12 protein-coding genes are annotated in these 12,604 nt (G+C 74.7%); 9 read left to right on the forward strand and 3 right to left on the reverse strand.

Translation table 11 applies throughout. From position 1 onward, the window contains the following. Positions 1–46 precede the first annotated feature (46 nt). On the reverse strand, positions 47–1,240 hold the full coding sequence (locus ACRYRX_RS12760) for a UDP-N-acetyl glucosamine 2-epimerase (protein ID WP_432512314.1): 1,194 nt from the start codon (positions 1,238–1,240) through the stop codon (positions 47–49). A 180-nt stretch (positions 1,241–1,420) separates the two neighbouring features. Between ACRYRX_RS12760 and uvrC the strand changes: the two genes are divergently transcribed. The 9 genes from uvrC to ACRYRX_RS12805 all read left to right on the forward strand — a co-directional run bounded on the left by uvrC (position 1,421) and on the right by ACRYRX_RS12805 (position 10,572). Continuing rightward, the gene (uvrC, locus tag ACRYRX_RS12765; protein WP_432512316.1) at positions 1,421–3,421 is read left to right on the forward strand and encodes an excinuclease ABC subunit UvrC; all 2,001 of its coding nucleotides are present in this window, start codon (positions 1,421–1,423) and stop codon (positions 3,419–3,421) included. A gap of 196 nt (positions 3,422–3,617) precedes the next feature. Further along, on the forward strand, positions 3,618–4,448 hold the full coding sequence (rapZ, locus tag ACRYRX_RS12770) for an RNase adapter RapZ (RefSeq protein WP_432512508.1): 831 nt from the start codon (positions 3,618–3,620) through the stop codon (positions 4,446–4,448). Between the two features lie 89 nt (positions 4,449–4,537). Next, positions 4,538–5,521: a gluconeogenesis factor YvcK family protein gene (locus tag ACRYRX_RS12775; protein ID WP_432512509.1), complete on the forward strand. Its 984-nt coding sequence runs from the start codon at positions 4,538–4,540 to the stop codon at positions 5,519–5,521. Between the two features lie 67 nt (positions 5,522–5,588). Further along, the gene (gene whiA / locus ACRYRX_RS12780; protein ID WP_432512318.1) at positions 5,589–6,569 is read left to right on the forward strand and encodes a DNA-binding protein WhiA; all 981 of its coding nucleotides are present in this window, start codon (positions 5,589–5,591) and stop codon (positions 6,567–6,569) included. Positions 6,570–6,768: 199 nt separating this feature from the next. Then, positions 6,769–7,773 (forward strand): type I glyceraldehyde-3-phosphate dehydrogenase, encoded by a 1,005-nt coding sequence (gene gap, locus ACRYRX_RS12785; protein ID WP_432512319.1) that lies wholly within the window; start codon positions 6,769–6,771, stop codon positions 7,771–7,773. Between the two features lie 101 nt (positions 7,774–7,874). After that, complete coding sequence (locus ACRYRX_RS12790) at positions 7,875–9,101, forward strand: phosphoglycerate kinase (protein ID WP_432512320.1); 1,227 nt, start codon at positions 7,875–7,877, stop codon at positions 9,099–9,101. 39 nt (positions 9,102–9,140) lie between these two features. Beyond that, positions 9,141–9,926 carry a triose-phosphate isomerase gene (gene tpiA / locus ACRYRX_RS12795; protein ID WP_432512321.1) on the forward strand — a complete coding sequence of 262 codons (786 nt, stop codon included), beginning with the start codon at positions 9,141–9,143 and terminating at the stop codon, positions 9,924–9,926. Between the two features lie 30 nt (positions 9,927–9,956). Then, entirely contained in the window at positions 9,957–10,208 is a 252-nt protein-coding gene (gene secG / locus ACRYRX_RS12800) for a preprotein translocase subunit SecG (RefSeq protein WP_370719244.1), read from the forward strand. Positions 10,209–10,221: 13 nt separating this feature from the next. Continuing rightward, positions 10,222–10,572, forward strand: a complete 351-nt coding sequence (locus ACRYRX_RS12805) for an RNA polymerase-binding protein RbpA (protein ID WP_432512322.1) — start codon at positions 10,222–10,224, stop codon at positions 10,570–10,572. A 75-nt stretch (positions 10,573–10,647) separates the two neighbouring features. On the opposite strand, the gene pgl is transcribed toward ACRYRX_RS12805, so the two are convergent. Beyond that, complete coding sequence (pgl, locus tag ACRYRX_RS12810) at positions 10,648–11,397, reverse strand: 6-phosphogluconolactonase (protein WP_432512323.1); 750 nt, start codon at positions 11,395–11,397, stop codon at positions 10,648–10,650. Further along, on the reverse strand, positions 11,394–12,596 hold the full coding sequence (gene opcA, locus ACRYRX_RS12815; RefSeq protein WP_432512325.1) for a glucose-6-phosphate dehydrogenase assembly protein OpcA: 1,203 nt from the start codon (positions 12,594–12,596) through the stop codon (positions 11,394–11,396). Before opcA ends, pgl begins: the two co-directional genes overlap by 4 nt. Positions 12,597–12,604: the final 8 nt, after the last annotated feature.

Consider the following 12,604-nt stretch of genomic DNA (forward strand, 5'->3'; position numbering starts at 1 on the left):
CCCCCCCCCCCCCCCCCCCCCCCCCCCCCCCCCCCCCCCCCCCGGCTCAGGACGGGGCGACGAGCTTGACGATCGACTCCACGACCACCCGGCTCGCCGACCCGTCCCCGTAGGGTGTGAGCGGCACGGGTTCCCGGGCCGTCCCTCGGGCCGTTCCCCGGGCCAGCGCTGAGCGCACCGCGGCCGCCAGCCGCAGACCCGCGGGCACCAGCGCGCCGGACGCCCCCAGCAGCTCGGGGCGCTCGGTGCGGCGGCGCAGCAGGATCACCCGCCGGCCCAGGACCGCGGCCTCCTCCTGGACGCCGCCGGAGTCGGTCACGACCAGCCGCGCCTGCTCCAGCAGGGCCAGGAACTGCGCCGGCGGCTGCGGGGCGAGGACCGCGAAGCGGTCCAGCAGGTCACCCAGGCCGTCGGCCCGCCACCGCCGCACGTCGCGCGGGGGAGCCACGAGCACGACTGGCGCACCGTCGGCGGCGACCGCGCCCATCTCGGTGAGGACCTGCCGCAGCACCGCGGGTGGGTCGACGTCCTCGCCGCGGTGCAGCGTCAGCAGCACGAACCCGGGCGTGAGGCCCAGCCCGGCCAGGACGTCCGCCTGGGCGTCCGGGGCCAGCCGCAGGTGGTGCACCGACTCCACCGAGGTGCCGCCGGTCAGCAGGATCCGCTCGTCGGCGACGCCCTCGGCGCGCAGGTTGCGCACCGCCAGCGCGGTCGGCGCGCAGCACAGCTCGGCCAGCTGGTCGATCAGCACCCGGTGCCGCTCACCGGGCACCGCGCGGTCGAAGCTGCGCAGCCCCGCCCCCACGTGCACGACCGGGACGCCGACCGCGTCCGCGGCCAGCGCCCCGGCCAGCGCGGCCGGGGAGCCGCCGTGCACGACGACGGCGCTGGGCCGGTGCCGGGTGAACGCCTCGTCGAGCGCGGCCACCGCCGCCCCCAGCCGCTGCCCGCGCGAGCCGCCGGCCTCCAGGGCCAGCGCCTCGCCGCCGCCGCGACCGAACCCCAGCTGGTCGCGCACGGCCGGCGGCAGGGCGTCGTCCGCGTCGCCGGCGCGCACCAGCAGACCGGCCGCCCCCAGCCGGCGCACCACCTCGGCCAGGGCGACCGCCTCCCCCCGGCCGCCGACCACGACCGCGACGGGACCGGGTGCCCCCGGGCCGACGGGGAAGCCCAGCGGGCGCCGCAGCACCTGCGGGGTCCCGTGCGGGGCGGGGGCGAGGGAACTGGGCGGGGTGGGCACGCACGGACGGTAGGACCGGCCCGCGGCCGCGCACCCCCACCGGCCGCCGGATCGGTCCGATCGAGGTCCCGCCCTCACCCGCCTCCCACGCCCCGTCGCGCAGCGTCACGGCGAGGCGACCCGTCGTCGCCGCCGGGGTCGGGGCGGTCCCCTGTCGGACCGGCGACCTAACCTCGTACCGTGCCCGACCCCGCCACCTACCGCCCCAAGCCGGGGGAGATCCCCGTCGAACCCGGGGTGTACCGCTTCCGCGACCCCGCCGGCCGCGTCATCTACGTCGGCAAGGCCAAGAGCCTGCGCGCGCGGCTGGCCAACTACTTCCAGGACCTGTCCGCCCTGCACCCGCGGACCATGGCCATGGTCACCACCGCCGCCAGCGTCGAGTGGACCGTGGTGGCCACCGAGGTCGAGGCCCTGCAGCTGGAGTACTCCTGGATCAAGGAGTTCGACCCGCGCTTCAACGTCAAGTACCGCGACGACAAGTCCTACCCCTACCTGGCCGTCACCATGGGCGAGCAGGTCCCCCGCGTGCAGGTCCTGCGCGGCGCCAAGCGCAAGGGCACCCGCTACTTCGGCCCCTACACCCACGCCTGGGCCATCCGCGAGACCGTCGACCTGCTGCTGCGCGTCTTCCCCGTCCGCACCTGCTCGGCCGGGGTCTACAAGCGCGCCGGCCAGGTCGGGCGGCCCTGCCTGCTGGGGTACATCGACAAGTGCTCGGCCCCCTGCGTCGGGAAGATCTCCCCCGAGGACCACAAGGCGCTCGCGCAGGACTTCTGCGACTTCATGGCCGGCAACACCGCCCGCTTCGTCCGCCGCGCCGAGCAGCAGATGAAGGCCGCCGCCGCCGAGCTCGACTACGAGCGCGCCGCCCGCCTGCGCGACGACCTCGGCGCCCTGACCAAGGCCCTGGAGAAGTCCGCCGTCGTCCTGCCCGACGCCACCGACGCCGACGTCTTCGCCATCGCCGACGACGAGCTCGAAGCCGCCGTCCAGGTCTTCCACGTCCGCGGCGGCCGCGTCCGCGGTCAGCGCGGCTGGATCTCCGAGAAGGTCGAGGACGTCGGCACCCCCGAGCTCGTCGAGCAGCTCCTCCTGCAGGTCTACGGCGGCGAGAGCGGGGAGGGCGTGCCCCGCGAGGTCCTCGTCCCCGAGCTGCCCGCCACCGTCGAGAGCGACGTCGAGGACTGGCTCTCGGAGCTGCGCGGCTCCCGCGTCGACCTGCGCGTGCCCCAGCGCGGCGACAAGCGCGCCCTGCTGGAGACTGTGCACCGCAACGCCACCCAGGCCCTGGCCCTGCACAAGACCCGCCGCGGCGGCGACCTCACCACCCGCAGCCTGGCCCTCACCGAGCTGCAGGAGGCCCTCGGCCTCGACGAGGCCCCGCTGCGCATCGAGTGCTACGACGTCTCCCACACCCAGGAGACCAACGTCGTCGCCTCGATGGTCGTCTTCGAGGACGGCCTGCCCAAGAAGTCCGACTACCGCCGCTTCGCCGTCCGCGGCGACGAGGGCGGCCTCGACGACACCCGCGCCATGCGCGAGGTCCTGACCCGCCGCTTCCGGCGCCTGCGCACCGAGGAGGCGGCCGGGCCGATCACCGAGACCGCCGACGGCGTCGAGGTCGAGACGTCCGGTGCCGTCAGCGGGGAGGTCCTCGCCGGTCTGGACCCCGAGACCGGCCGTCCCCGCCGCTTCGCCTACGCCCCCAACCTCGTCGTCGTCGACGGCGGCCAGCCGCAGGTCGAGGCCGCCGCCCGCGCGCTGGCCGACGTCGGCGTCGTCGACGTCGCCCTGTGCGGGCTGGCCAAGCGCCTCGAGGAGGTCTGGCTGCCCGGCGAGACCCACCCCGTCGTCCTGCCCCGCACCAGCCAGGGCCTGTTCCTGCTCCAGCGCGTGCGCGACGAGGCCCACCGCTTCGCCATCACCTACCACCGCGCCAAGCGGTCCAAGGCGATGACGACCTCAGCCCTCGACGGCGTCCCCGGCCTCGGCCAGGCCCGCAAGAGCGCCTTGCTGCGCCACTTCGGGTCCGTCAAGAAGCTGCGCGCCGCCACCGTCGAGGAGGTCGCCGCCGTCCCCGGCATGGGACCGCGCACCGCCGCCGCCGTCGTCGAGGCCCTCGCCGCCCGCACCCCCGAACCCGCCGTGAACACCGCCACCGGGGAACTCATCGACTGACCCCACCGACCCACCCCGACCACGGCAGGTGAGTGCCCGACCGCGGCGCGTACCGACCTCGTCGCGCGCGACACGCCCGGGATGACAGGATGAGCCCGTGCACGAGACGGCAGCCGGCGACGAACCCCGCGAAGGTCCCGCCACCGGTCCCGCCACCGACAAGCCACGCCGCCCCGAGCTGCTCATCATCACCGGCATGTCCGGCGCCGGGCGCTCCACCACCGGCAAGGCCCTGGAGGACCTCGGCTGGTACGTCGTGGACAACCTCCCGCCGCAGATGCTCGAACCCCTCGCCGAGCTCGCCGCCCGCGCCGGCCAGGCCATCCCGCGCCTGGCCGTCGTCGTCGACGTCCGCGGCCGCAGCTTCTTCGCCGAGCTCACCGGGGCGCTCGCCGCCCTCGACACCCGGCACGTGTCCCCGCGCGTGCTGTTCCTCGACGCCACCGACGAGGTCCTGGTCCGCCGCTTCGAAGGGGTCCGCCGCCCGCACCCGCTGCAGGGCGACGACCGCATCGTCGACGGCATCGCCCGCGAACGCGCCCTGACCGGCGAGCTGCGCGCCCGCGCCGACGTCGTCGTCGACTCCAGCTCCTTCAACGTCCACCAGCTCGGCTCCCTGGTGGCGTCCCTGTTCGAGGCCGACCGCGCCGACGACCTGCGCGTGACCGTCATGAGCTTCGGGTTCAAGTACGGCACCCCCGCCGACGCCGAGCACGTCGCCGACGTCCGCTTCATCCCCAACCCGCACTGGGAACCCGAGCTGCGCCCCCTGACCGGCCAGGACGGGCCCGTGTCGCGGTTCGTGCTCGCCGCCGAGGGCGCCGGGCCGTTCCTGGACCGATACGAGTCCGCGCTGCACCCCGTCTTCGACGGCTACCGCCGCGAGAACAAGCGCTACGCCACGATCGCCATCGGCTGCACCGGGGGCAAGCACCGCTCGGTCGCCATGGCCGAGGAGCTCGGCGCCCGCCTGCGCCGCGACGGCGTGCCCGTCCGCGTCCTGCACCGCGACCTGGGTCGGGAGTGAGCCCCCTGCCCGAGTCCACCCACCCCTCCTCGACCAGCTTCCCGACCGGCCTGATCCCGACCGTGGGCCCGGCCCCGGGGACCGGTCCGCTGCCCGCGCCCGGGTCCGCGCACGGCGTGGGTTCCTCCGGCGCACCCGCCGTCGTCGCCCTCGGCGGCGGGCACGGCCTGTCGGCGTCGCTGTCGGCGCTGCGCCACCTCACCGACCGCCTCACCGCCGTCGTCACCGTCGCCGACGACGGCGGCTCCTCCGGCCGGCTGCGCCGCGAGCTCGGCGGTCTGCCCCCCGGGGACCTGCGGATGGCCCTGTCGGCCCTGTGCGACGACTCCGAGTGGGGCCGCACCTGGCGCGACGTCCTCCAGCACCGCTTCACCAGCGCCGGGTCGCTGCACCAGCACGCCACCGGCAACCTGCTCATCGCGACCCTGTGGGAACTGCTCGGCGACGAGGTCGCCGGCCTCGACTGGGTCGGGCGCCTGCTCGGCGCCCGCGGCCGCGTCCTGCCCATGGCCGCCGTGCCGCTCGACATCGAGGCCGACGTCCTCGGCCTCGTCGAGGGCGCCCCCGACGAGCTCACCCCCGTCCGCGGCCAGGTCGCGGTGGCCTCCACCACCGGCCGCGTCGCCGCCGTGCGCCTCGTCCCGGCCGACCCGCCCGTGCGCCCCGAGGTCGTCGAGGCCGTCGAGACCGCCGACTGGGTCGTCCTGGGCCCGGGGTCCTGGTTCACCAGCGTCCTGCCCCACCTCATGGTCCCGGGGCTGCTGAAGGCGCTGACCACCACGACCGCCCGCACCTGCGTCACGCTCAACCTCGCCGTCCAGCCCGGGGAGACCGACGGGTTCAGCGCCGAGGCGCACCTGGAGGTCCTGGCCGCCCACGCCCCCGACCTGCGGGTCGACGCCGTCGTGGCCGACCCGGTGGCCGTGGGCGACGTGGACGCGCTGACCCGGGTCGCCGGCGACCTCGGCGCGCACCTGGTCCTGCGCACCGTCTCGGTGGGCGACGGCACGCCCCGCCACGACGCGCTGCGGCTCGCCGCGGCCTACCGTGACGTGTTCGCCGGTGGCGGCTGAGTCGCGGGGGGACGGTGGGCGTCGAGTGGGTACGAGAGGTGGAGACGGTGCAGCGGGAGGACCGGTCATGGCGATGACGGCGGCGGTCAAGGACGAACTGAGCCGGTTGCCGGTGACGACGACGGCGGCCCGCAAGGCCGAGGTGTCGGTCATGCTCCGGTTCGCCGGGGGGCTGCACATCGTCTCCGGGCGGATCGTCATCGAGGCGGAGCTGGACTCGGCGTCCATCGCCCGGCGCCTGCGCCGCGACATCGCCGACGTGTTCGGCCACCCCAGCGACCTGCTCGTCGTGCAGGCCGGGGGGCTGCGCCGCGCCACCCGCTACGTCCTGCGCGTCGCCCGCGACGGGGAGTCCCTGGCCCGCCAGACCGGGCTGCTCGACGGCCGCGGCCGCCCCGTGCGCGGCCTGCCCTCGCACATCGTGTCCAGCTCCACCCAGATCGCCGAGGCGGCCTGGCGCGGCGCCTTCCTGGCCCGCGGGTCCCTCACCGAACCGGGCCGCTCGGCCGCCCTGGAGGTGACCTGCCCCGGCCCGGAGGCGGCGCTCGCGCTCGTCGGCGCCGCCCGCCGCCTGGACCTGTCGGCCAAGGCCCGCGAGGTGCGCGGGGTGGACCGCGTGGTGCTGCGCGACGGCGACGCCATCAGCGCGCTGCTGACCCGGCTGGGGGCCCACGACGCGATGATGACCTGGGAGGAGCGGCGGATGCGCCGCGAGGTGCGCGCCACCGCCAACCGGCTCGCGAACTTCGACGACGCCAACCTGCGCCGCTCCGCGCGCGCGGCCGTCGCGGCCGGCGCCCGCGTCGAACGGGCCCTGGAGCTGCTGGGCGACGACATCCCCGACCACCTCCTGCAGGCCGGGCGGCTGCGGCTGGAGCACAAGCAGGCCAGCCTCGAGGAGCTCGGTCAGCTCGCCGACCCGCCCATGACGAAGGACGCCATCGCCGGGCGCATCCGGCGGCTGCTGGGGATGGCGGACAAGAAGGCCATCGAGCTGGGGCTGCCCGGGACCGAGTCCGGGCTCACCCCCGACATGCTCGACGCCTGAGGTCGCGCGCCCGGCGCGCACGGCACCCCGATTCCGCGTCGACGTGACGCAGGCCATAGGGTCGGAGCGACGCCGCGGGGCCCGCGGCGGGTACGTCCCTGCCGAGGCAGGGGGAACCGCACCAGTACTGATCACGTACCGGACGCACGAGACGCACCCGGCCCGCCCGGTCGATGGGTGCGTCAGGGATGGAGAGCGCATGACCACTCGGGTCGGCATCAACGGATTCGGCCGCATCGGCCGCAACTTCTTCCGCGCGGTCCTCGCGCAGAACGCGGACGTCGAGGTCGTGGCCGTCAACGACCTCACCGACGCGAAGGCTCTGGCGCACCTGCTCAAGCACGACTCCATCCTCGGCAAGCTCGCCGAGGACGTGCGGGTCGAGGGCGACGCCATCGTCGTCGGCGACCGCAAGGTCAAGGTCCTCGCCGACCGCGACCCGGCCAACCTCGGCTGGGGCGACCTCGGGGTCGACGTCGTCGTGGAGTCCACCGGCTTCTTCACCGACGGCCAGAAGGCCAAGGCCCACCTGGACGCCGGGGCCAAGAAGGTCGTCATCTCCGCGCCGGCGACCAACGACGACGTGACCGTCGTCATGGGCGTCAACGACGGCGACTACGACGCCGCGAAGCACTCGATCATCTCCAACGCCTCGTGCACGACCAACTGCCTGGCCCCGCTGGCCAAGGTCCTGGACGACACCTTCGGCATCGAGCGCGGTCTGATGACCACGATCCACGCCTACACCGCCGACCAGAACCTGCAGGACGGCCCGCACAAGGACCTGCGTCGCGCCCGCGCCGCGGCCCTGAACATGGTCCCGACCTCCACCGGGGCGGCCAAGGCGATCGGCCTGGTCCTGCCGCAGCTGAAGGGCAAGCTCGACGGTTACGCCGTGCGCGTGCCGGTCCCCACCGGCTCGGCCACCGACCTCACGGTCACCCTCGGCCGCGAGGCGAGCGTGGAGGAGATCAACGCCGCGTACAAGGCCGCCGCCGACGGCCCGCTGAAGGGCTACCTGACGTTCTCGGACGAGCCGCTGGTCTCCTCCGACATCGTCACCGACCCCTCCTCCTGCATCTACGACTCGGGCCTGACCAAGGCGATCGGCAACCAGGTCAAGGTCGTCGGCTGGTACGACAACGAGTGGGGCTACTCCAACCGTCTCGTGGACCTCGTCACGCTCGTGGGTTCCTCGCTCTGAGCCTCTGACAAGATCCGGCCCGGGCGCTCCCCATCGGGGTGCCCGGGCCGTCGTCCGTCCACCCGCGGGCCGGGCCGACACGACAGCAGAAGGGAACGTCCGTGAAGACCATCGACGACCTCGAGGTGCAGCTCGGCGGGTTCGCCGGCAAGCGCGTCCTCGTCCGCAGCGACCTGAACGTCCCGCTCGACCACTCCGGCGACAGCCCGGTGATCACCGACGACGGCCGCATCCGCGCCTCCGTGCCGACGCTGCGGCGCCTGCTCGACGCCGGCGCCCGGGTCGTCGTCACCGCCCACCTGGGCCGCCCGAAGGGTGCCCCGGAGGCCAAGTACTCCCTGGCTCCCGTGCACGCTCGGCTGGCCGAGCTGCTGCCGGGCGTCCACGTCGGGTTCAGCCCCGTGACGGTCGGCGCCGAGGCCGAGTCCGCCGTCGCGGCGCTGGAGGACGGGCAGCTGCTGCTGCTGGAGAACATCCGGTTCAACGCCGGGGAGACCAGCAAGGACGACGGCGAGCGCGGCGCGTTCGCCGACGAGCTCGCCGCCCTGGCCGACGGCTTCGTCTCCGACGGGTTCGGGGCGGTGCACCGCAAGCACGCCAGCGTCTTCGACGTCGCGCGCCGCCTCCCGCACGCCGCCGGGGGCCTCGTCGCCGCCGAGGTGGAGGTGCTGCAGCGCCTGACCAGCGACCCCGAACGGCCCTACGCCGTGGTCCTGGGTGGATCGAAGGTCTCCGACAAGCTCGGCGTCATCGACAACCTGCTCGGTTCGCTGCTGACCGCGGGGGACCGCCTCCTGGTGGGCGGCGGCATGGTGTTCACGTTCCTCAAGGCCACCGGGCACGAGGTCGGCAAGAGCCTGCTCGAGGCCGACCAGCTCGACCGGGTGCGCGGGTACGTCGCGACCGCCCGGGACAAGGGCGTGGAACTGGTGCTGCCCACCGACGTCGTGGCCGCCACCGCCTTCGCCGCCGACGCCGACCCGCGGGTCGTGCCCGCCGACGCCATCCCCGCCGACCGGATCGGCCTGGACATCGGCCCGGCCTCCGCGCAGGCGTTCGCCGCGCAGCTCGCCGACGCCCGCACGGTGTTCTGGAACGGGCCCATGGGCGTGTTCGAGATGGAGCCGTACGCCGGGGGCACCCGGGCGGTGGCGCAGGCCCTGGCCGACGGCGGGGCGTTCAGCGTCGTCGGCGGGGGCGACTCCGCGGCCGCCGTGCGCACCCTCGGCTTCGCCGACTCCCAGTTCGGGCACATCTCCACCGGTGGCGGGGCCAGCCTGGAGTACCTCGAGGGCAAGCAGCTCCCCGGCCTCGACGTCCTCGACTGACCCCCTGCTGAGAACACCGAACGAGAAGGAGCCCCACCCATGACCCGCACCCCGCTGATCGCCGGGAACTGGAAGATGGTCCTGGACCACCAGCAGGGCACCCTGCTCGTGCAGAAGCTGGACTGGACCCTCAGCGACGCCAAGCACGACTACTCGGCCGTCGAGGTCGCGGTGCTGCCCTCGCACACCAGCCTGCGCACCGTGCAGACGCTCATCGAGGGCGACAGGCTGTCGATCAAGCTCGGGGCCCAGGACGTGTCCGCGCACGACGCCGGCGCGTACACCGGTGAGGTCTCCGCCGCGCAGCTGACCAAGCTCGGCGTGACCTACGTGGCCGTCGGCCACTCCGAGCGCCGCCAGTACCACGGCGAGAGCGACGAGCTCGTCAACGCCAAGACGAAGAAGGCCCTGGCGGCCGGGCTGGTCCCGATCGTCTGCGTCGGGGAACCGCTGGACGTGCGCAAGGCGGCCCAGCACGTCGAGTTCACCGTCGGGCAGGTCGCGCAGGCGCTGTCCGGCCTGGCCAAGGAGCAGGTCGCGGGCCTGGTCCTGGCCTACGAGCCGGTGTGGGCCATCGGCACCGGTGAGGTCGCCACCCCCGAGGACGCCCAGGAGGTGTGCGCCGCGGTGCGCGCCGCGGTGGCCGAGCAGTTCGACGCCGCGACCGCCGACGCGACCCGGATCCTGTACGGCGGCAGCGTCAAGCCCGCCAGCATCGCCGCGATCATGAAGCAGCCCGACGTGGACGGTGCGCTCGTCGGCGGGGCCAGCACCGACGCCGCGGACTTCGCCGCGATCGTGCGTTTCCGGGACCACCCCGCCTGAGCACCCCGTGCGATGACCTAAGCTGACCGGGTGAGCGTCCTCCGCATCGTGCTGCAGGTGATCCTCGCGATCTCCAGCCTGTTCCTGACCCTCCTGATCCTGCTCCACAAGGGCAAGGGCGGGGGGTTGTCGGACATGTTCGGCGGCGGCGTCACGACGAGCCTGTCCGGCTCCAGCATGGCCGAACGCAACCTGAACCGCTTCACGATCACGGTCGGCTGCGTCTGGTTCGCGACGGTCGTCCTGCTCGGCCTGGTCGAGCGCTTCACCAACGAGTTCTGAGGAGACGACCGACGTGGCAGGTGGCAACGCCATCCGGGGCAGCAGGGTCGGCGCGGGCCCGATGGGCGAAGCGGAGCGCGGCGACACCGCGCCCCGCATCCGCATCTCCTACTGGTGCGCGAACGGGCACGAGACCAAGCCCAGCTTCGCCGAGGAGTCCGGCGTCGAGCCGCCCGAGACCTGGGACTGCCCGCGTTGCGGGTTCCCGGCCGGGACCGACAAGGCGAACCCGCCGGCCCCGCCGAAGAACGAGCCCTACAAGACGCACCTCGCGTACGTGAAGGAACGCCGTTCCGAGGCCGACGGCCAGGCGATCCTCAGCGAGGCGCTCGACTCCCTGCGGGCCCGCGGTCTCATCCGCTGACCCGCTGAACGCGAAGGCCCCCCGCGGTGCACCGCAGGGGGCCTTCGTCGTCTCCGCCCCGTGGGGCGTGCGGGCCTACAGGTCCGCGGCGGCCGCCTCGTCGACGAGCCACAACGTGCGGGCGGTGCCGAAGACCCCGGCGGCCGGCGTCAGCGACACGTCGCCAGCGGCGACGCCGCGGGCCACTGCCGGTGCCTTCTCCGCCCCGGAGGCGACCAGCCACACCTCGCGGGCCCGGCCGATCGCCCCGAAGGTGAACGACACCCGCAGCGGCGGCGGCTTGGGGGACTCGCGGACCCCGATGACGCTGGAGTCGTCCCGGCCCAGGCCCGGGTGCTGCGGGAACAGCGAGGCGACGTGCCCGTCCGGGCCCATGCCCAGCAGCAGCACGTCGAACGCCGGGGTCTCGGCCCCCTCACCGAACTGCAGGAGCTCGGCGGCGTACCGGGCGGCGGCGGCGTCGAGGTCGTCGCCGTCGGGACCGTCGGTGGCCGGCGGGTAGTGCACCGTCCCGGGGTCCAGGTCGAGAACCCCCAGCAGGGCGTCCTGGGCCTGGGTGGCGTTGCGGGCGGGGTCACCGGTGGGCAGGAAGCGCTCGTCGGACCACCAGAAGTGGACCCGCCTCCAGTCCACCGAGTCGCGGGCGGGGGACTGGGCGACGGCGGCGAGGGTCTTGCCGCCGATCGTCCCGCCCGTCAGCGCCACGTGCGCGACCCCGCGCGCCGCCTGGGCGTCGGCGATCGCGGCCAGGAGCCGGCCGGCGGTCGCCGCGGCCAGCACCTCGGGGGAGCCGTGACGCACGACGAGCGTGTCGGTGCGCGTCACGCGGTGGCCCCCTTCGCGGTCGTGCGGCGGCGCGAGGTCGTCGTCCCGGCGGCCTTCTTCGCCGGCGTGCGCTTGGCCGCCGCCTTCTTCGCGGGCGTCTGCGCCGTCGTGGTCTCCGCCGCGGAAGGGGCCATGCCGTCGCCGCGTTCGGGCTCGGGCGGTGCGCCCTTCATGGACGCCGACACCTTCGCCGAGGCCCGCTCGGCGGCCGCCTGCCGGGCCGCGGTCGTCCGGGTCGCCGACAGCTTCCCGGCGTTCTCGGCGTCACGGACCGACATGACCTTCTTGCGGACCTGCGGCAGGCCGTCGGCGAGGGCCTCGCCGTAGACCTCGTCCGGGTCCAGCCGGCGCAGCTCCTCGGTCAGGCAGTCCTTGACCGGACGACGGGCCAGCGACAACCGGCGGTCGGGCTGGCCCGGCTGGGTCAGCGTCGCGACGGTCTGGTCCGGGCGGACGAGCTCGACGGCCCCGGACTTGCGCTCCAGCCGCACGCTCTGCACGCCGGTGCCCTTGCGGGTGCGGGCCCGCACGACCGGCGCCTTCAGCTTGGCCGCCAGCCAGGCCGCGAGCAGTTCGGTGCTGGGGCTGTCCGGCGCCCCGGCCACCGTGATGCCGGTGACCGGCTCGTACGGCGGCTGGTCCAGGGCCGCGGCCAGCAGCGCGCGCCAGTTGGTCAGCCGCGTCCACGCCAGGTCGGTGTCCCCGGCGCGGTAGGTGCTGCGGCGGGCCTCCAGCGCCTTCGCCGGGTCGCGGGCCTCGGCGGAGTCGGTGATGCGCCGCTGGGCGATCCGGCCGATCGGGTCGGTGCGCAGGTCGTCCGGCGCCGTCCCGGGCCAGTACGCCACGATCGGGGCGTCGGGCAGCAGCAGCGAGACGATGGTCGTCTCGCCGTGCTCGACGAGCGGGCCGTAGGCGCGCAGCACGACGACCTCGCTGGCCCCGGCGTCGCCGCCGATGCGGATCTGCGCGTCCAGGCGCGCCGCGCCGCGCTTGTTGCCGCGGGCCAGCACGAGCACCCGGCAGGGGTGCTCGCGGCTGGCCTCGTTGGCCGCCGAGATGGCGTTCTCGGCGTGCGCGTCGTCGGTGATGACGACCAGGGTCAGCACCCGTCCCAGGGCCACCGCACCACCGGAGTCGCGCAGGTCCACGAGCGCCTTGTTGATGGCGCTCGTCGACGTGCTGGGCAGATCGATGATCATCGCGAGAC

Origin of the sequence: Kineococcus lubricus, assembly GCF_050871965.1 — a bacterium.
Taxonomy (GTDB): Bacteria; Actinomycetota; Actinomycetes; order Actinomycetales; family Kineococcaceae; genus Kineococcus.